The organism is Legionella sp. PATHC039 (genome assembly GCF_026191275.1).
GTDB lineage: Bacteria > Pseudomonadota > Gammaproteobacteria > Legionellales > Legionellaceae > Legionella > Legionella pneumophila.
Genome location: NZ_JAPHOP010000001.1, coordinates 2,275,483 through 2,294,221, shown reverse-complemented (window position 1 = coordinate 2,294,221; position 18,739 = coordinate 2,275,483). Strand labels below are relative to the sequence as shown.

Genomic DNA, 18,739 nt, shown 5'->3' with positions numbered 1-18,739 from the left:
TGACCTGACAAGGAATTTTAGTATGATAATTTTACTTTTTGAGAAATAAAAGTAATTTATTACCGTTAATTGCATGTTTTAATAATAGAGAAATCAATATGCCTAAAATTTTAGATAGCAATGCATACCGTGAGATGGAAAAGGATCTCAATAATCTTTTCGAGCAAATTTATAAGCATGGTAAAATGACAGAACCGCGATTACATTTATGTCTGATGACCTCTCCTGGAAGTTGAAAGAAATGAATTGTACTTTGGTAAAAGCCAAATCTGTTGGTGATTATACTTCCAAAATTTTTGCAAATCTTGATACTCCATGCATGGAAGAAAATACGGATGGAGACCCGAAACCAGTGCTTGTGGAAGAGTTGCCAACGGATGATGTGTACCAACTTCACCATAGTGGCATGAAATTGATGCGTGAGCTCGAACAGGCTATAGAAGATCTTAAACCTAAGGTTATTTATCATTGTTCAGGTGAGGCAAACTATGGTTTCTTTAAGGAAGCCAGAAGGAGGGGGAGACCTTTGAGTCCAGAACCAATGGATATTGAAGTCATGGATGTGGATGTGATGGATTATGATGAGAACGATTTACGTGGCCAAACCGTTATGATTACGGTGTAATTTGTCTTGCATCTATAATTGCAATCCATCGGATAGCTCTTATAGATGCCAATACTACTTTTATCTTATTTTGTCCTATTTCCTTGCAGCAGTTTTTCTATCTCTTCTGGTGGTATAGGCTTGCTCATTAAAAAGCCCTGAATGTCATTACATCGCCTTTTCTTGAGGAATTTAAGCTGGTTTTGCGTTTCGACTCCTTCAGCGATGATATTAAAATTCATGCTTTGCGCTATAGCAATAATCGCATCGATGATCGCTTCGTCTCCTGGCGATTTTGAAATATTCTGAATGAATGATTGGTCGATTTTAAGACTATCCAAAGCGACCTGTTTCAATAAATTCAGGCTGGAATTTCCTGTGCCAAAATCATCCAAAATAATCAACACACCCAATGATTTCAACTTTTTTATCGTTCTTTGTATTTCTTTATCAATAATCACATTTTCAGTAATTTCCAGCTCCAGACAATGAGGTTCGACTGAATATTCTTTTAAAAGATCCTCCACCATTGCAGGAAAATCGTATTGTCTTAACTGTTTACTTGCTACATTGCAGGCGACACGAATTTCAGGCAGCCTCATTGTGCGCCACGTACCAATTTGTTTACAGGTTTCCCGCAAAACCCACTCTCCTATCGGTACGATAAGCCCTGAACTTTCGGCAGTAGGAATAAAATCCAAGGGTAAAATAATACCTTTTTGCGGGTGATTCCACCGGATTAATGCTTCCATGGAACGAATCTCATGAGTATTAACTGTAAATTGAGGCTGGTAAAGGAGGAAAAACTCATGATGGATAATCGCTTTTTGCAAGTCCAACTCCAACTGAAATTGCTGGTTTGTTTTTTTGTTGAGTTTCTCTGTATAAAATGAGAATTGGTTACCGCCACGAAATTTTGCCTGATACATCGCCATATCCGCATTACTGAGTAAAGTGTTTACTGTTTTGCCATCCGTTGGATAAACGCTAATACCTATGCTGACATGAATATTGATGTCTCTTTCAGCAATATGAAATGGTTTTTGAAAAGATTTGAGGATTTTTTGAGTTACTCCGGCAATTTGCTCTTCAGAATTAAACGATTGAAAAAGCATGACAAACTCATCCCCACCAAGTCTGGCGAGAGTATCTTCTTTTCGCACCAAAGAGCGTAATCGTTTAGCAACGGCACACAGTAATTGATCGCCTGCTTCATGGCTCAAGCTGTCATTGATCATTTTAAAGCGGTCCAAGTCAAAAAATAATATGGCAAATTTCATTTTATGGCGGGCATAACCACTGATAGCATGCTCAATACGATCAATTAATAACAAGCGGTTGGGTAAATTGGTTAATGCGTCATGAGTGGCCTGATACTCCAGTTTTTCCTTTAATTGCGTTTGTTCAGTGATGTCTCTGAAGCTCCATACACGGCCTACCGTTTGCGGACCAATTCGATGCGGTTTGGAACAGCATTCAACTACTTTACCATTTCTAAAATGATAAATTTGTATACTGGAATCATCGATGTGAATAGAAAATTCTTTAACATGCTGGGCATGCTGTTCTGAATTGAGCAATTGTGTTGACATGTACTGAATGAGTTGGGTTTCACTAGTTTCTTTCATGATGGATTCGGGTATATTCCACAATTTGACGAATTGAGAGTTGTAATCAACGATTTTTCCTTGTAAATCGACAACCAGAATGCCATCCGAAGAGGACTCAATTGTTGCTCTCAATAAGGAGAAGGATTTCTGTAATGATTCGGTTCGTTCCTCTACCAATTGATTTAAAAACTCAGTGTGTTTTTGAGTTTCCCTGGCAAGTACCCATTTCTGTGTCAAAGCACTTGCCAGCTGTCTTACTGCAATAACATCAAAGGGTTTTTTTAGCACCAATAAATTATCACATAAACCCAGGGTAGTCACTGTGCTTTCCCATGAGTAATCGGAATAGGCAGTGCATATTACAATTTGTATTTGCGGGTCAATGGCCCAAATGCGCTTGATGGTTTCTATCCCATCTATCCCCGGGGGCATTCTTATGTCAACAAAGGCGAGTGGGTATGGCCGGCCTTCTTCAAGTGAACGTTTCACTTTTTCTATGCCTTCAATGCCTTGAGTCGCTACATCGATTTCAAATTCAGGCAAAGAAATTCCAAGTTGTTCTGTCTCATCATCAAACAGCTCGGCATCAAATTTATTTAGTAAAGCAGAGTTCTTGCTGACATTTAAGATTTTCATAAAATCCTGATGGATTGCCGGGTTGTCATCAATGACCAGAATGCGAAAAGATTCAGTACTCATTTCTACCTCGGACTCAAGGTTTTGGGATTGATGGGCAAATCTAATACAAATTGAGCTCCTTTCCCATTACTTTCAGCATAAAGTGTACCCCCCAGGTCTCTCGCATAAATTGCGGAACAGTGCAGCCCAAAACCGTGACCATTTTTCTTGGTTGTAAATCCAAAAGAAAAAATTCGATCCAGGTTATCTTTTTGAATTCCAATTCCATTATCATTTATTTTAATCATAATATGATTTTTTTCAGTTCTAGCAATGGAAATAACAATTTTCCTGGAATCATTCGCTTCGTGTAATAAAACAGAATCTTTGGCATTAGCGAGTAAATTAATAAGAATTTGAAATAACTTGGATTTATCAGTGATAAACTCATTGATATCCGGTTCAATCTCAATACGGACATCAATTTGATGTTTGTCCAATATGACAGATTTTACCGCATTAAAAATCACATCATGGATTGAAATTTTCTCTGTTAAATTCGATAAGCCGCTCAATGATTGCTGCATGGCTATGATTTCTTTAATATGATTAATGTTAGTTTCCAGACTGCTGGCTTCCTTCATGTTTTCTTCATACTCTTCATGCAGGGTTTTCGATAACGCGTCCAAATAGGGAAGAATTAATTTACCCTTTGGATTCTGCAACAAGTATTCGCTTAATTGATTGATGTTTTCGTCAAGCATGGTTTTTATAGCGGACAGTTTTTTGTAATGAATTTTGGATATATTCTTTTTCAGAATAATTGCAGAAACATTGACGCTGTTTAATATATTGCCCAAATTATGAAGTATCGAGGTGGCTACTTCCGACATCCCGGCAAGACGTGCTGTTGAAACCAGTTTATTATTCAATTCATGAACTTGCTCTTCAATAATTTTTCTTTTGGAGATATCCATTAAAACCCCGGAAATTTCGTTTTTATGAGGGTTAGTTCTTGCTAATGTTCGGTACCATTTGTAATCATTGTTCCCATTTCTTACTCTAAGCTCATAATCATAATCTTCTTTTTCTTTGAGGGCCTTTTCGACCACATTTTTTAATCCTGCTTTATCATTAGGATGCACACGATCTAAAAATGAAGAATAGTTTAGTGCCACATTACTAGGCGGCAAACCCAGAATTTTAAAAAGTCCTTTGGACCATGTTGCGGTATCTGTGTCAGCGTCATAATGCCAATACCCCATTTGTGCTATATCCTGGGCATATTCGAGTTTTGAATTGATATCCCTCATTTCTTTAGAAGAAATATAGCTAATTCCATATAAAATGCTCATGTACAATATTTCTGAAAAAGTTCATTTATAGAACACTGGTGCTGTCTTCTAATTGCTTTAGCCTGGGCCCACTTATGCTCTATGGGATTGAGATCTGGAGAATAGGGAGGAAGAAACTCCAGAGTATGTCCTGCATTGTCGATTAGTTGCTTTGTTGATGCTTTTTTATGAAAAGCTGCATTATCCATAATGATAACACTGTGCGGAGGAAGCTTAGGTAATAAATCTTGCTCAACCCATCCTTCAAATACATCACTATTTATTGTCCCATCAAAAAGACTCACACTGAGTAGCGAATTATCAAGTAATGCACCTATAGCATTAGTGCGTCCACGAGCTCCCCAATCTTGAGTACCATGACAACGCTCTCCTTTGAAAGAGTATCCATGTGTTCTGGGCATATCATGCGCAAATCCACTTTCATCCAGATAAACCAGTGGACGGGAAGTTAACTGGTATCTTTGAATCTTATTCTGGAACAATAATCGCTTTTCGGCGTCTGCTTTTGGATGGGACAATGTTTTTTTTATAGGTGACACCTAGACGTTTCAATGCCCAATATATTCCTGTCTTACTGGCTCCAAGTCGCTTGGCTCGTTCATGATAATAACTATCAGGGTAGATGCTTACATCCGCTTTTAAGGCATCCATATCGATCTTTGTTGCAGGCTTATTACGTGTCCTTTTTGGCTCTAGTCCCTTATTCCAGCGAACTAAACTGGATTTGCTTATTTTAAATCGTAATGAGGTTTCATCATAACTTAACTGTTCTTCTGCTTTTATCTTTAATATATGGCGCCTAAAATCTAAGGAATAAGTCATAAATAATTGATTATATTCAATTTATATGAAATTAGCTATATCGATAGAGCGCTCTAATAAATATCTGTCTTGATCGTTTTCGTAGTATGTTTTATTGATATGCGCAATAAATTGAGTCCAACTCTCCAGATTTTGTGGTAATCCATCAGCAGTAAAACCAAATTTTTTTAACTGTCGCTGCAACAACCGATGCATTTCTGTCATTATTGCTGAATTCCTTTTTGGTTTATGGACTCTCTAACAGGGTCGTAATGGTCATGGTTTGATTATGCAACTCGCAGGCACCTGTTGCCAGAGGTGATAATTCACCGTAAGAGTAGAAGCCAATTTGTATCGATTTGGGAGGCAGTGATTGAAATGTTGTTTCGGTCTCTTCCTCCGTAAGTTCACCTAATACCAATCTTCTGCCGACACAACTGATATCGATTGCCAAAACAGGTTGCGTCTTCAAGTTTCCATTTTTAAAAAGTCTATCATTAGCGTTTTCTCCCGCCTCATTAGCACTGACAATGAGGCGGTCAAAATTGGCACGCATTAATTGAGCATAGTATCCCTTAGGCAAATCGCCAGCAAAAATGAGGGATTGCTCTTCTTCATTGACTCCCAGAATAGTGCGCACAATGTGTTGAGAATCTGGTGCAGATGGGTTACGGATAGCAAGCGGGTAAAGCAAACCTGCCGCTGGTAATTCAGAAGCCCTGTCACCAAGATAGGTTTTATAGAGTTTTAGCGCGGGCTGATTGTCCAGTTCATAGAGAATATTTGCTTTAGATTGAGTAATAACTCTTTCCGGTCCGAAAATATCCCATCCTCCTCTTGAGCCATGTCCTACATGGATTTGATCACCATAAAACCCTACTGCCCCAATGCAATGGTCTACAATTTTTCCATCGTAAATAATCCAGGTATTTTTAAAATCCGCACCATCTCCTGCCAGCCCCCCTGTAATAATAACCTCTTTACCAGCATGCTGGTTTAATCCTTTAATCAATTCGGAACCGTTGACATTTAAGCCATCGGACAAAACAAATATACTTTGGGGATTTTGCTTTTGATGCAATGATTTTGATAAATGAATTCCTGCCTCATAAGATTGTTCAGTGTTTTTAACCTCTGTTTTTGCCAATTGAAGTTTCGTTGACTCGAATTGAACTACTGCAACCGAAATGCTGTTATCAAAAATATTAGGCCCAAAAATTTCTCCTGCAGTGGAGCATCCTATAATTTTTGATTTTTTATAGGCTTGAGCCAATTCTTCAATTGGTTTGGTGTTTGCCCTAAAGATGGTGCTGGCAAAAACTAAAATTAGGGTATTTTCGGAGTCGAGTTCAGGAAATGTTGGGATACTCCACCACTGGTTTTGAATGTATTGAAATGATTCAATTTTCATCATATTGCTGTGACTTGGATTTATCTTATGATTAATTATAGTATATGTTCAAAAGGATCAATGAAGAGGAGGTTCTGTCTATTGTAATGCCAGTATCGTAAAAACATAAATTAACAACGGTCTATTATTTCGATTTTGATGAAGGCGGTTATTTTCATCCTGGATTCATGCTTGTGAATTATCTCAATTTTGCCATTTTTTAAAGTCGCTTAGTAGCTCATTAATCAAGCGGTCACTGATTCTTTTTTTCAGATAAAAAGCATGAAATGAGATTGTTAGTTCAAAGTCTTTTATTTTTAAGATTTTTAATTTTTCTGACAGTAAACAATCAGGCAGATAGCTCCAGCCTAAACCGTACTCTACTAGAGATTTTATGGCATCGATAGTACTCATTTCAAAACCCAGGATTAGTACCAGTTGATTTTTTTCAAATAGGGTATCAAGCTTGTCACGCAATGCTGCTCCTTTCTCAGTTAAGATGGCCGGGTACTCTGAAAGTTCTGAGAGTGAAAGCTCTGATGTTCTATGGGCAAGCTCATGATTTGCTGCTACAACCAAATTCAGTTTTTCCTCCCAGAGCAAACAATTGCCCAATAACTTTTCAGATATTTCCCGCGTTGGGCAGATTACCAGATCAACTGTGCCGTGGTTCAGAATATACTCGACTTCCTTTTCACTAATGGTTTTCAGATGCGCTTGAATGGTCGGATGGGTTTCCTTTAAGTATTTAAAAAAGCCTGGCAATACGTAGTGAGACACATACACGGAAGCCCCTATGATGATGCTTTGCGTGAATTGTTGCGAGTTTTTCAGGGTATGAACCATATTTTGATGTGCGGAAAGCATTTGCCTGGCATAAGGGATAAGCTGCTTGGCTGCTTCGGTAAAAATTAACCTTGAGCCTTCACTAATTATCAACCGTACATTTAACTCGTCCTCTATTTTTCGAATGCGTTTGCTCATGGCTGATTGAGTGACATGCAATTTTTTAGCTGCTAATGTGAGAGAATGGTATTCGACGACAGCGAGAAAGGATTTGATGTCTCTAATATCCATAGAATGCTTGCCTTTTTACAAGAAGTATAGCATAGCGGTGCTAAGCGCTTTCTAAACAAGGATGGCAGATGATCATAATTTTCTAAGCAGGGGTCGAGGAATCACGCGGCATTTTAAACGAGGATACAGGCAGAGATGAGCAGCCAATTGAAAACAGACAATCACTCTCTTGATTCCTAAATTTTATATGACACCGGGTTAAAAATTTATGAGAAATAATCTAATTTAAAAAAAACTGTATGACTAAAAAGGCCAGGGTTAATAAAATCGAAATCATCGGGAAAACAATAGGGAAAGAAACGGCGGTTGTTGGTTTTTTTTCTGTCAGTTTGATTTTAATTAGTGAGGCATGAATGATGATAAAAATACACAATATGATACTGCTGGTTAATTTGGCCAGGGTAGTAATAGGGAGAGCATAGGCAAAGAGTAAAATCATAAGAAATACCAGTAAGGTCGAGTGGACTGGTGTTTGAGTTTTGGAATAGACAGAAGAGAATATTTGGGGGGCATTTTGTTGATTGGCCATACCATAAATAAGCCGTGAAGCCATAATAATTTGCACCAGAATTCCATTGGTAATAGAAATTAATGCAATGATTGAAAACAGCAGGGGAGATTGTCCTTGAAGCTTAATAATTTCAATAAGGGGCATGTCCGTTTTGGCTAAAGTATTCGATGGTATGGTCAAGACGATAACCCAGGCGACTGCAATATATAAAATGGTTGCGGATATTAAAGCAAGAAAAATAGCTTTTGGAAGTGTTTTTTCAGGATTTATTGTTTCTTCTGCGGTATTAACCATATCTTCAAAACCAATAAAAGCATAAAAAGCAATAAAAGCTCCAATAAGCACCCCATCAAAAGAATGAGGAAAAGAGAAGGATTTGATGTCGATAGAAGCAAATGAATAACGACCGTAATAAATAATCATCAATAATCCGCCCACCTCCATGAGCGTCATGAACAGGATAACAGTCGCTGATTCACGAATACCCCAAATAGCAACCCCAGCTAAAATGACGGTTAATATGGTGATGATGAGAGAGGGTGGTAATGGAAAAAACAATTGAAAATATTTTACAAAACCATGGGATAGGGTGGCTGCTGAAATAATACCTGTTAAGACTACGATCCAGCCTATTAGGCCAGATAGCCATTTTTGATGGAATGCCCTACGCACGTAAAGAGCAGAACCTGCGCTATGAGGTAACCTTGAGCTTAATTCTGCATAAGAAATGGCAGTAAAAAGAGCGATGATGGATGCGATTAAGAATGATAGAGGGGTAAATTGTGCCGCTTCTTTTGCGACCTCACCAACAAGAGCATAAATTCCCGCGCCCAATATAGTTCCAAGCCCATAAAAGGCTAGCAGTGTTAATGATAAAGTTCGCTTTAAGTGCATCGCTCCCCCATTTTATCTGGAGATCTATAGTCGTAGAACGGATTTTTTTTTATTTGTTACCTCTTTTATTTTTCGCCAGTTACCAGATAGATAGTGAAATTGAATTGGTATTCACCATGATACTTTGTTTGGCATTCGCTATCGTAATAACAAACCATCGCTTCGTTGATTTGCTTTATCTCTTCATTGGGCAATTGTCCTTGATAAAAAGCAATGCCATTGACAAATTTCCTGAAAGTATCCAGGGATGGCAGGGTAATGGATTGTTGGCATAGTTTTACATTAAGATCACGGCAGGTGAGTGACTCCAGTTTTTTTTCGAGGTTGTTTAAGTGAGAATAATCCACGGGAGGGATAAAATTATGCAAAGATGGAAATTGTCCTGATTTTCTTAAAGCATAATAACTCATGATAAACGGATCGTCTCCTGCTGGAAAAAGAGTGAGAAATTTTCCTCTGGTTTTCAATGCGTTAATGATATTAAAAAATGCTTTTTGAATATTGGCGCATGCCCATTGCAAGCACCAAAAAGAGACGACATAATCAAACTGTGAGTTGAATGTCATAGTGAGTACATCCGCTTTTTGGACTGAAAAATTAGGGAATTTTTTACTCATGTCTTGGGCTAAATGTAGCATATTCTCTGAAGCGTCTATGCCTAATACAGAGCCTTGAGGCACTTGCAGGAGAATGTTTTTTGTAAAAGCGCCGTTACCGCAGCCAATATCCAATATTTTATCAGTGGGATTTGTTTTCAGGTACGATAAATATTCTTCAGCTACAGTCGATTGAATATAAGATCCAATGGCATAGTCATTGGCTGGCCACTCACGTTCTGACATACTTATTCCTTTCTTTTGAGATGGTTATTTATTCCATAATTGTTCAGTCATCATTGTTCATGATACATCATGGGCAGTCCCTAAAATAGCTCATGAATTCTTTTATGAATAGTATTTTTATTGAGATGAATGACTTAAATCAAGTATAGTGAGTGCTGTAAAAAAATCAGGATGTTTTTACTTCAAACTATGAAAAGGAGTCAGGTATGTTCAGCCAGAGTCAGCAAAAAATTGTTTGTGTGCTTTATGATGATCCTAAGGGGGGATTTCCTCCAAACTATGCAAGAGAATCCATTCCAGAATTGAAACAATATCCTGATGGTCAAAGCTTACCTACTCCTGATTCGATTGATTTTATTCCAGGTGAAATGTTAGGTTCTGTGAGTGGTGAATTGGGACTAAGACAATTTCTTGAAAGCAATGGGCATCAATTGGTAGTTACCTCTGATAAGGATGGCTCTGATTCAGTATTTGCCAGGGAGCTAAAAGAAGCTACTGTCGTCATTTCCCAACCTTTTTGGCCCGCTTATTTAACTCGTGATCGTATTGAAAGTGCACCCAAGCTTAAGCTCGCTATCACCGCAGGTATCGGTTCAGATCATGTCGATTTGCAAGCGGCCATGGAGCATAATATCACCGTTTGTGAGGTTACTTATTGTAACAGCATCAGTGTTGCTGAGCATACCGTGATGATGATTTTAGCCTTGGTGCGGGATTTTATTCCACAATACAACACGGTAATTGATGGCGGGTGGAATATTGCGGATTGCGTCAGTCGTTCTTATGATTTGGAAGGCATGCAGGTGGGGTGTGTTGCTGCAGGCCGAATTGGATTAGCTGTTTTAAGACGTTTAAAGCCATTTGCTGTAAAACTGCATTACACAGACAGACATAGACTACCAGTACAGTTGGAGCAGGAACTGAATTTGACCTATCACCCTTCTGTCGAATCCATGGTGAAAGTTTGTGATGTGGTATCGATTCATTGTCCATTGCATCCGGAAACAGAATATCTTTTTGATGAGCGATTAATAAAACAGATGAAACGAGGCTCTTATTTAATTAATACCGCCCGTGGAAAAATATGCGATCAGCGTGCTGTAGCTGATGCTCTGGAATCTGGGCATTTGGCTGGTTATGCTGGAGACGTTTGGTTTCCACAACCCCCAGCCAAAAACCATCCTTGGCGATCGATGCCAAATCACGCCATGACACCACATACATCAGGAACTACCCTGTCCGCGCAAGCGCGATATGCGGCGGGAGTCAGAGAAATATTAGAGTGTTGGTTAGGGAACAAACCAATTAGGGAGGAATATCTGATCGTGTCTCAAGGCCGCTTAGCCGGGGTTGGTTCTCATTCTTATAGTGCGGGTAATACTACTACAGGAACTGACCAAGCAGTAGAATTGGTTTGATTCCTCGTCGCTTATGCTGTCTTATGTCTTTCTGTTTTCATTCAAAGTAGCCGCTGCCTTTAAAGACAGCGGCAGCTCAGGGAAAAGGGGTAAACAGTGGATGATTTAAAATTTAAATAAATTCTTTGGAAGGTCTGGTTGTAAACCAACATCGTCTTGGCCAAATGAAAAGAAACCTGGATTGTAGACAGGGTGTGTTTGCTCAAAATGCTCTAGAAAATCGTCTGCGGCTCCTTCGATATCCCAAGTGTTATGGTTTGAGTCTGTATATACTGTTTCTGTAGGCTGATTGGATGTTTCTTGTCTAGGTTGAGGCACTTCTTGTTCCTGAGTCTCATATTTTCTTCTTTTTGTATTGTTATGAATTTCTCTCTCCGAAACGATTGATAGATCAAAATAATCCCTGTGATCAAGTAGCGAATGAATACAGTTTGCCATGTCTTTTTCAGATGATGGGTCACGCTCTGTAGTGACTCCTTCCCGCACTGCATGGGTAAAACATTGACCTTCCTGATTGATTGAAAAATAATTGATAAGTCGGCCGAATCCTTCAAAAACATAACCTATTTCCAGTTGTTGATTACCCTTTGATAAGGGGAAGGCCAAATTCAACCAGGGATCCATTAAAAACCGTTCATTGACTATTAATATAAAATGGTTATTAAAGGTCGCTAATCGAAGGGAGTCAATTAAGCTTTCTGGTTTTTGCGCCTGGTGTAACAGAAGTGCAAAAGCAAAAAAAGCTTTTTCCTGGCAATTACCAAAACCGGAGCCTCTGCTATACAGAGCTATCTTCAGAATTTTATTTAGCCAGGTCAAATCAGTCCTTTCCAGAGTTTCATCAGCGAAAATTTGAGTTAGCTTAACCAGTGAAGCATCGTCTTCATTATCGGTGGGTAAATCACAGGAACTGATGTTTTGTGCCAATTGATTGCCAAGCAGAATCAGCTCCCAGAGTTTTTTTTCTTCAGCATTGAGATGGAATTTATCATTAACTGTCCGGGCTTTTGCTTTAACTTCCTGAATTTGAGAATGAGTCAGGGCGGCATACTGATTCGGCTTTTTTGTTTTTTCAGAAGATTTGCAGTGAAGTTCTCTTTTTTTGGAGCGTTTTTCTTGTTGCTGATTAAGTGCTTTTTCTTTCATTTTTTGAAAATCACCTAAAAGACCATTCATAAATAATTCCTGTCTATTTTGATCAGTCGCTTTGGCACAGGATTTTGTGAACATGTTACACTCTCTTTATAATAGTTAATTACGATATGACAAGTTGAACCGCTGATGATAATGAGTTGGACTGCTGTAAAAACAGAGCCTGGTTCACTGAGACTGCTATTTTATAAGTTAATTATTAAGATAACATTAATTTTTGCATTTAAGTTGACCTAACGGGATGTGTTTTTGTCAAATTGTAAGCGATTTTTGATTTAAAAAAGTTATAATAGATAACAAAAGAAAAACCACCTATGGTTATAATTGGAACATTGATGAGCAAAGAACGAATTAAGAAAGCAGCACTGGAGATTGTCGACTACATTCATGGCAACATAAAAGCGTGTAATATCCCCAATCAAAAAAAAGAAAATAAATTTTTTGCGCCTTTGGTTTATCTATGTCAAACAGAATGCGATAAGATCTTGAGTAACACCAAAATCAGTTTGTTGGAGCGTCTTTTAAAATGCGCAAAAATTATCGATGATCTGCAATCAGGAAATTGTATGCAGCAAACTTTTTTAGCATTTCAACGTTTATTGACGCGATTGATTGAGGATAAGCTATCTAATTTTTCCACTTGCATTCCAATTTCTATCATCACCATTTCCAACCATGCCTTTTTAATCATTGATAACGATATCGTGTGTGACCCCTGGTTAAATTTTGTGGGAGATTTGAAAGATTATTGTTTTGCAAACATGAAAAGGAATGAGTATTTTGGAATACGTTCCGACTGGACTTGTTTTACCAATACAGAGGTCTATGATGAAGACTCTACTGAATTTACAATCCAATTTGTAAATGCTTTAGGGGTAGGGATATCGGGTTTCAGTGAAGTTAAGTTGGCAAATCAATTGATGCAATCATCGAGTATGGCTTCTGATCTTGGAGAGGATCCTGTGATTTCTGTCCCCACAGAGTTTCATCGAATTTGATGGGGCGCTCATCTTGATTGTAATGAACTCTATTGCTGTTGTTTTTGTTCATGTTTTGGTTCAATTTAACGGCAAATATACTGTACTTGATAATGATAGGGGAGAGGATGAATTTTTTAAACAATAAAATTGTAATGATAACAGGTGCGTCCAGCGGCATTGGACGGGCTTGCGCCCGACTTTTTGCTGCACAAGGAGCACGACTCATCTTGGCGGCACGACGAGTTGAACGTTTACATGAATTATCCAGCGAGTTAAAACATCATAATAATCAAGAACATTATATTATTCCTCTGGATGTCTGTAAGAAAGATTTGGTGAGACAACAAATCGAATCGTTGCCCGGTCAGTGGAACTCTATTGATGTGTTAATCAATAATGCGGGTTTGGCTCTGGACACTTTGCCTTTGCATCAAGGAATATTGGAGCATTGGGACACCATGATAGATACCAATATTAAAGGATTGCTTTATATTAGCCGGTTAATTCTCCCAGGGATGTTAGAAAGGAATAGTGGGCACGTGATTAATATCGGTTCTATAGCAGGTCATGAGTGTTATCCTAATGGAAATGTTTACTCCGCCACCAAGCATGCTGTTCATGCGATATCAAAGTCCATGCGATTGGATATGTTAGGAAGTGCAGTTCGAGTGACTGAAATTGCACCAGGTGCTGTTGAGACAGAGTTTAGCGAGGTTCGCTGGAAAGACAAACAGCGAGCTATAGATTTCTATAAGGATTTTCAACCGCTTATGGCCGAAGATGTTGCTGATGCTGCTTTGTATTGCGCCACAAGACCTCTGCATGTCGATATTGAGCAAATGATTATTATGCCAACAGTTCAGGCTTCTGCAAATCATTTGTCAAGGAAAGGCAGATAATCAGGCGAATAATTGCGCAAAAATTTGCCAAAAATAGGGCTGTTAGTCTATTATTTAAAATATAGGTGATGACTGATCCTGGCTGAACCAGTAAGTAGTGCCAGATTAGGAGGTCGTTTTGGAGGGTGGTGTGTAAGCCTACAAAGGGTAGGAAACCTGAAGCTCTACATAAATCTCCACAGTGTCTTTCAGTTGCGGCTCAGAAACCGGGAAGTCGTTGCCTGTACCTAAACTCTTTTCTATTATCTGTATAAACTAATTTTTTTTCTTATCAAAGAATGAGTTAAGTCGAACAGATCATAGACAAACCCACAATAGCTTAGTTAAAAATGTTTTTAATTCAGTCATTTGGTTTAATTAAGCTCTCTCATTAAAAAATTTTTTAATGCCCCTTATGGTTTTGCGTAAATCCGGCTAAAGTCAATCCTGACACTTTCTGTTTAAAATAAATAACAATTTGAGCAATTAATAATACTATCTTATAATTAAAGAACAACTATTTTGCCAGGAAGCAATTATGAACAAGTTAATTGTTGAGGTCACTGCTGGTGCATCATTGTTGCTGCTAACTGGATGTGCGGTTGATGGCGTGGCTGTTGATGATGTTTCTTACGATTCAGGTTATAGCAATGACTACGTTTATTCGGTTGGATATTATAGCAATCGCCCTTATTGGGGTAACAACTACTATTCGTCACCTTCTTTTGTAGGTCCTTATGGATATTGGGGAGGAGATTACGATTTCTAATTTCCGGGGAGAATGCAAGCCTTCAAATCAAATGAAGGCTATTTCTGTTGATAATTACTCTTTAGCGCGAGACACATATTCGCCTTTGCGCGTGTCTACCTTAATCAGTTCGCCAGTTTGAACAAACAATGGTACACGAACAACGGCACCTGTTTCCAATGTAGCTGGCTTTCCGCCTCCGCCAGAAGTGTCTCCTTTTAATCCAGGATCTGTTTCGGTGATTGCCAAAATGACAAAATTGGGTGGCGTGACCTGTATAGGTTCATTATTCCATAGAGTAAGTACACAAACGTCCTGTTCCTTTAGCCATTGTGCTGCATCGGCTAATACGTTTTCAGTCACGGCATATTGTTCAAACGTATCTGGAACCATAAAATGCCAATACTCCCCATCATTATATAGATACTGCATTTCTACGTCAGCCACATCAGCAGAGGGTAAGGTGTCCCCAGATTTAAAGGTACGTTCCACAACGCGCCCGGTTTTTAGATTGCGAATTTTAACACGGGTGAATGCTTGACCTTTTCCAGGTTTTACAAATTCACAGTCAAGAATGCTGCACGGAGCATCATCAACCATTACTTTTAAGCCGTTTTTAAATTCATTTGTGCTATAGACTGCCATTTCTGCTCCATAGTTGAGATTTTGCTGTATTTTCGCTAAAGTTCGCACAGTTTATCAAGTCTGTAACTTTAATGCGAGATACCTCTTTGAGTTGGCAAAAAATTTTGGCACAAGGATTTACTTCAACGACTGATTTATTAGATTTTCTGGAATTGCCGAGATCTGAAGGAAACCTATTCGCGGAAAAACAATTTCCAAGCCGTATTCCTTTAGGTTTTGCTAAGCGAATGCAAAAAGGGAATCCCAAAGATCCCTTGCTTTTACAGGTTCTTGCAAAAGAAGATGAGCTTACTGAAGCAGATGATTATGTTATCGATCCCCTGAGTGAAAGTAATACCCTTATTAAAGGTATGTTACATAAATATCACGGGCGTGTTTTATTAACTTTAACCGGTGTTTGCGCTGTGAATTGTCGTTATTGCTTTAGAAGACATTTTCCTTATCAAGTGAATAATCCGGGCCGCCGGGGATGGAAAGAGGTGTGTGCCTACATCGCAAATGATCCCAGTATTACTGAAGTTATTTTAAGTGGTGGCGATCCATTGCTCGCTGCCAATTTGGTTTTGGAAGAATTACTCCAATCTTTGGAAGAAATTTCTCATGTACATACTTTAAGAATTCATACAAGAATTCCTATTGTTTTACCGGAGCGTATTGACAAAGGATTACTTGATTTATTAACAAATACGCGATTTAAGAAAGTGATTGTTGTCCATTGTAATCATCCGCAAGAGTTGGATGAGAGTGTATTACGGGCGTGCTCTGATTTGAAGAAAGCAGCATGTTATTTACTGAATCAATCTGTTTTATTAGCCGGGATTAATGATGATGCAGGGATTTTATCCAAGTTAAGTCATGCTCTTTTTGATTACGGGATCATGCCTTACTACTTGCATTTGCTCGATAAAGTAAAAGGCTCGGCACATTTCGATATGCCGCTTCCTAGGGCTCAGTCAATTTACCATCAATTACAATCCCTTGTGCCAGGATATTTATTGCCTCGCCTCGCACGAGAAGAGCCGGGAAGATCCAGTAAAACCTTGCTGATTTAAAGAGCTTGATATGTCCTGACTATTTATGGTTTTATTCAATAGCCATGTTTTTCTGACTAAATCGATTTGTCCTCTTCCTCATAAAGCGCAATCAGCTTTTCCTGAGCACAGCCGCCGTTTTGCATGAGGTGCTTGTAAGTCCCGTCACTTTGCATTTCCCAAACATTATTATTATCTTTAAGATAGTTTTTAATGATTTCGTTTTTTATTCTTTTTTTACATCCCTCATCATAAATGGGGAACATGATTTCAATACGATTGTATAAATTTCTTTCCATCAGATCGGCACTGGAGCAAAAATAGTGTTCTTCTTCGTTGATGCGAAAATAAAACACTCTGTGATGTTCGAGGAATCTGCCAATAAAAGACAAGACTCTGATGTTCTCAGACACACCAGGCAATCCTGGTTTTAAACAACATACCCCACGTACAAGAAGATTAATTTTAACGCCTGCCTGTGATGCCTTATATAATGCTTGAATCATCACTTTATCAGTTAATCCATTCACTTTCAGGATGATTTCAGTATCAATGCCTCCCGCAGCAGCAGTACTGGATTGTTCGATGAATTGTAAAAGAGTTTTTTGTAAGGTAAATGGCGAATGGCTCAAGGCTTTTAACTTAACAACCTTTCCAAGACCGGTTAATTGTTGAAAAATGAGCTGGGCGTCAGAAGTAATAGTGTGTTCACTAGTTAATAATCCCAAATCGGTGTATCTCTTGGCTGTTTGTTCATGATAGTTTCCTGTGCTTAGGTGCACATATCGTTTTAATTTACCATGCGTTCTTCGAACTACCAGCGTCATTTTCGCGTGAGTTTTATAGCCTACTACTCCGTAGAGTACCAGGATCCCCGCAGCATGGAGTTTGTTAGCCAATTTTAAGTTGGATTCCTCGTCAAAACGGGCTCTTAGCTCAATGACAGCGGTTACTTCTTTCCCTGAATGGGCGGCGTTAACCAGCGCATCGACCATCACTGATTCAGAGTGGGTTCTGTAAAGCGTTTGATTAATTGCCAGTACATTAGGGTCTGAAGCAGCTTGTCTGACAAAATCAATGACTAAATCAAATGCTTGATAGGGGTGATGTAATAAAATGTCTTGTTCGTCGAGAATATTAAATAAATTACGTTGTGATTTGGAGAACTTGGGATACTGTGGGGTAAAAGCGGGATAATTCAGATCAGGTCTATCGATGCTGTTAATAGCACTCATATATCGTTGTAAATTAACGGGCCCATCACAATAATAGGTGTCTTCATGTCGCAAATGATATTTCTGCAGGAGGAAGTCAACAATTTTTTCAGGGCATTTGTTTTCAATTTCCAATCTCACGACATGGCCATAATGACGGGAAAATATCTCTCTTTGCACCGCTTTAGCCAAATCGTCAATTTCTTCTTCTCTTAAAAATAAATCACTATTTCGCGTCAACCGAAATGAATAACACCCGCTTATTTCCATCCCTGGAAATAAGCTATTAATATGCGTTTTAATAATGGAAGACAAATAAACAAAGTAATGGGCATCCCCACAAAGCTCAGAAGGCAAATGTATCATGCGTGGAATCGAGCGGGGAGCATGTACTACGGCGTAATTGATATTTCTATCAAAAGCATCTTTCCCACTCAATGAAATGATAAAATTTAAACTTTTATTGATAAGCCTTGGAAGAGGATGGGCCAAATCCAGAGCAATAGGGCTTATAACAGGTAGAATTTCATGTTTAAAGTAATGCTTTGCCCATAAATGAATGTCATCAGTCCATTGATCTGTCTCAAGAAAATGGATATTTTCTTTGCGCAATGCCGGAAGTAGTTGTTTGTTAAAAATATTGTAAAGCTGATCGATTAAAGCATGAGCCTTATGGCTTATTTGGCTGAATGCTTCATCAGCCCGTAATCCATCTATGGTTAGCTTGCCTGACGACATGGCAATTTTTTCTTTCAACCCGGCTACCCGAATTTCAAAAAATTCATCAAGATTACTGCTGCAGATACTGAGAAATCTCATTCTTTCCAATAAGGGTACGCGTTCATCATTAGCAAGCATGAGTACTCTCTGATTAAACGCAACAGCAGAAAATTCTCTATTAATATAATAATCTGGGTTATCCAGAGTAGTATCCATGAGGAACTCCAGGTATTTTCATTTCATGTTCATAG

Annotated in this window: 15 protein-coding genes and 3 pseudogenes; 6 read left to right on the top strand and 12 right to left on the bottom strand. The window is 38.6% G+C overall.

Translation table 11 applies throughout. The features are described 5' to 3' along the window. Nucleotides 1–214 precede the first annotated feature (214 nt). Nucleotides 215–625, top strand: a pseudogene (locus tag OQI99_RS10490) (Ras GEF/LegG2); the annotation flags it as partial. A gap of 65 nt (nucleotides 626–690) precedes the next feature. On the opposite strand, the gene narR reads toward OQI99_RS10490, so the two are convergent. The 9 genes and pseudogenes from narR to OQI99_RS10445 form a co-directional block, all read right to left on the bottom strand. After that, complete coding sequence (narR, locus tag OQI99_RS10485) at nucleotides 691–2,913, bottom strand: NosP-associated response regulator NarR (protein WP_265731874.1); 2,223 nt, start codon at nucleotides 2,911–2,913, stop codon at nucleotides 691–693. 2 nt (nucleotides 2,914–2,915) lie between these two features. Next, nucleotides 2,916–4,160: pseudogene (gene nahK, locus OQI99_RS10480) on the bottom strand (NosP-associated histidine kinase NahK); the annotation flags it as partial. Between the two features lie 23 nt (nucleotides 4,161–4,183). Then, nucleotides 4,184–4,705, bottom strand: a complete 522-nt coding sequence (locus OQI99_RS10475; RefSeq protein ID WP_265731315.1) for an IS630 family transposase — start codon at nucleotides 4,703–4,705, stop codon at nucleotides 4,184–4,186. Next, nucleotides 4,656–5,009, bottom strand: coding sequence for an IS630 transposase-related protein (locus tag OQI99_RS10470; RefSeq protein WP_061512513.1), 354 nt, complete (start codon nucleotides 5,007–5,009; stop codon nucleotides 4,656–4,658). Before OQI99_RS10470 ends, OQI99_RS10475 begins: the two co-directional genes overlap by 50 nt. Before the next feature lie 30 nt (nucleotides 5,010–5,039). Beyond that, nucleotides 5,040–5,213: pseudogene (locus tag OQI99_RS10465) on the bottom strand (ATPase); the annotation flags it as partial. Between the two features lie 22 nt (nucleotides 5,214–5,235). Then, entirely contained in the window at nucleotides 5,236–6,399 is a 1,164-nt protein-coding gene (gene nosP / locus OQI99_RS10460) for a nitric oxide-sensing protein NosP (RefSeq protein ID WP_265732366.1), read from the bottom strand. Nucleotides 6,400–6,582: 183 nt separating this feature from the next. Beyond that, complete coding sequence (locus tag OQI99_RS10455; protein ID WP_265731871.1) at nucleotides 6,583–7,455, bottom strand: LysR family transcriptional regulator; 873 nt, start codon at nucleotides 7,453–7,455, stop codon at nucleotides 6,583–6,585. Nucleotides 7,456–7,675: 220 nt separating this feature from the next. After that, nucleotides 7,676–8,860: an APC family permease gene (locus tag OQI99_RS10450; protein WP_265731870.1), complete on the bottom strand. Its 1,185-nt coding sequence runs from the start codon at nucleotides 8,858–8,860 to the stop codon at nucleotides 7,676–7,678. Nucleotides 8,861–8,925: 65 nt separating this feature from the next. After that, nucleotides 8,926–9,702: a class I SAM-dependent methyltransferase gene (locus tag OQI99_RS10445; RefSeq protein WP_265731869.1), complete on the bottom strand. Its 777-nt coding sequence runs from the start codon at nucleotides 9,700–9,702 to the stop codon at nucleotides 8,926–8,928. A gap of 206 nt (nucleotides 9,703–9,908) precedes the next feature. Here OQI99_RS10445 and OQI99_RS10440 point away from each other — a divergent pair, with 206 nt between their 5' ends. Beyond that, entirely contained in the window at nucleotides 9,909–11,120 is a 1,212-nt protein-coding gene (locus tag OQI99_RS10440; protein ID WP_265731868.1) for an NAD-dependent formate dehydrogenase, read from the top strand. A 105-nt stretch (nucleotides 11,121–11,225) separates the two neighbouring features. Here the strand turns inward: OQI99_RS10440 and ceg10 are convergent, their stop codons facing one another. Continuing rightward, a complete protein-coding gene (gene ceg10 / locus OQI99_RS10435) occupies nucleotides 11,226–12,350 on the bottom strand; it encodes a Dot/Icm T4SS effector Ceg10 (RefSeq protein ID WP_265731867.1) in 1,125 nt (374 codons plus the stop codon). A gap of 236 nt (nucleotides 12,351–12,586) precedes the next feature. Between ceg10 and lem2 the strand changes: the two genes are divergently transcribed. The 3 genes from lem2 (at nucleotide 12,587) to OQI99_RS10420 (ending at nucleotide 14,899) form a co-directional block, all read left to right on the top strand. Next, the gene (lem2, locus tag OQI99_RS10430; protein ID WP_265731866.1) at nucleotides 12,587–13,270 is read left to right on the top strand and encodes a Dot/Icm T4SS effector Lem2; all 684 of its coding nucleotides are present in this window, start codon (nucleotides 12,587–12,589) and stop codon (nucleotides 13,268–13,270) included. Nucleotides 13,271–13,377: 107 nt separating this feature from the next. Continuing rightward, nucleotides 13,378–14,151, top strand: coding sequence for an SDR family NAD(P)-dependent oxidoreductase (locus tag OQI99_RS10425; RefSeq protein WP_265731865.1), 774 nt, complete (start codon nucleotides 13,378–13,380; stop codon nucleotides 14,149–14,151). Between the two features lie 517 nt (nucleotides 14,152–14,668). Continuing rightward, nucleotides 14,669–14,899, top strand: coding sequence for a hypothetical protein (locus OQI99_RS10420; RefSeq protein WP_265731864.1), 231 nt, complete (start codon nucleotides 14,669–14,671; stop codon nucleotides 14,897–14,899). 54 nt (nucleotides 14,900–14,953) lie between these two features. On the opposite strand, the gene efp is transcribed toward OQI99_RS10420, so the two are convergent. Then, the gene (gene efp / locus OQI99_RS10415; protein ID WP_061514592.1) at nucleotides 14,954–15,523 is read right to left on the bottom strand and encodes an elongation factor P; all 570 of its coding nucleotides are present in this window, start codon (nucleotides 15,521–15,523) and stop codon (nucleotides 14,954–14,956) included. A 71-nt stretch (nucleotides 15,524–15,594) separates the two neighbouring features. Between efp and epmB the strand changes: the two genes are divergently transcribed. Continuing rightward, entirely contained in the window at nucleotides 15,595–16,575 is a 981-nt protein-coding gene (gene epmB, locus OQI99_RS10410; protein WP_061514593.1) for an EF-P beta-lysylation protein EpmB, read from the top strand. Nucleotides 16,576–16,631: 56 nt separating this feature from the next. Here the strand turns inward: epmB and ppk1 are convergent, their stop codons facing one another. Next, entirely contained in the window at nucleotides 16,632–18,704 is a 2,073-nt protein-coding gene (ppk1, locus tag OQI99_RS10405) for a polyphosphate kinase 1 (protein WP_195911940.1), read from the bottom strand. Between the last annotated feature and the right edge of the window lie 35 nt (nucleotides 18,705–18,739).

Excerpts from the sequence above, each read along its gene's own strand:
- narR (WP_265731874.1), bottom strand. The coding sequence starts at position 2,913 with ATGAGTACTGAATCTTTTCGCATTCTGGTCATTGATGACAACCCGGCA.
- OQI99_RS10470 (WP_061512513.1), bottom strand. The coding sequence starts at position 5,009 with ATGACTTATTCCTTAGATTTTAGGCGCCATATATTAAAGATAAAAGCA.
- nosP (WP_265732366.1), bottom strand. The coding sequence starts at position 6,399 with ATGAAAATTGAATCATTTCAATACATTCAAAACCAGTGGTGGAGTATC.
- OQI99_RS10455 (WP_265731871.1), bottom strand. The coding sequence starts at position 7,455 with ATGGATATTAGAGACATCAAATCCTTTCTCGCTGTCGTCGAATACCAT.
- OQI99_RS10450 (WP_265731870.1), bottom strand. The coding sequence starts at position 8,860 with ATGCACTTAAAGCGAACTTTATCATTAACACTGCTAGCCTTTTATGGG.
- OQI99_RS10445 (WP_265731869.1), bottom strand. The coding sequence starts at position 9,702 with ATGTCAGAACGTGAGTGGCCAGCCAATGACTATGCCATTGGATCTTAT.
- OQI99_RS10440 (WP_265731868.1), top strand. The coding sequence starts at position 9,909 with ATGTTCAGCCAGAGTCAGCAAAAAATTGTTTGTGTGCTTTATGATGAT.
- ceg10 (WP_265731867.1), bottom strand. The coding sequence starts at position 12,350 with ATGTTCACAAAATCCTGTGCCAAAGCGACTGATCAAAATAGACAGGAA.
- lem2 (WP_265731866.1), top strand. The coding sequence starts at position 12,587 with ATGGTTATAATTGGAACATTGATGAGCAAAGAACGAATTAAGAAAGCA.
- OQI99_RS10425 (WP_265731865.1), top strand. The coding sequence starts at position 13,378 with ATGAATTTTTTAAACAATAAAATTGTAATGATAACAGGTGCGTCCAGC.
- OQI99_RS10420 (WP_265731864.1), top strand. The coding sequence starts at position 14,669 with ATGAACAAGTTAATTGTTGAGGTCACTGCTGGTGCATCATTGTTGCTG.
- efp (WP_061514592.1), bottom strand. The coding sequence starts at position 15,523 with ATGGCAGTCTATAGCACAAATGAATTTAAAAACGGCTTAAAAGTAATG.
- epmB (WP_061514593.1), top strand. The coding sequence starts at position 15,595 with ATGCGAGATACCTCTTTGAGTTGGCAAAAAATTTTGGCACAAGGATTT.
- ppk1 (WP_195911940.1), bottom strand. The coding sequence starts at position 18,704 with ATGGATACTACTCTGGATAACCCAGATTATTATATTAATAGAGAATTT.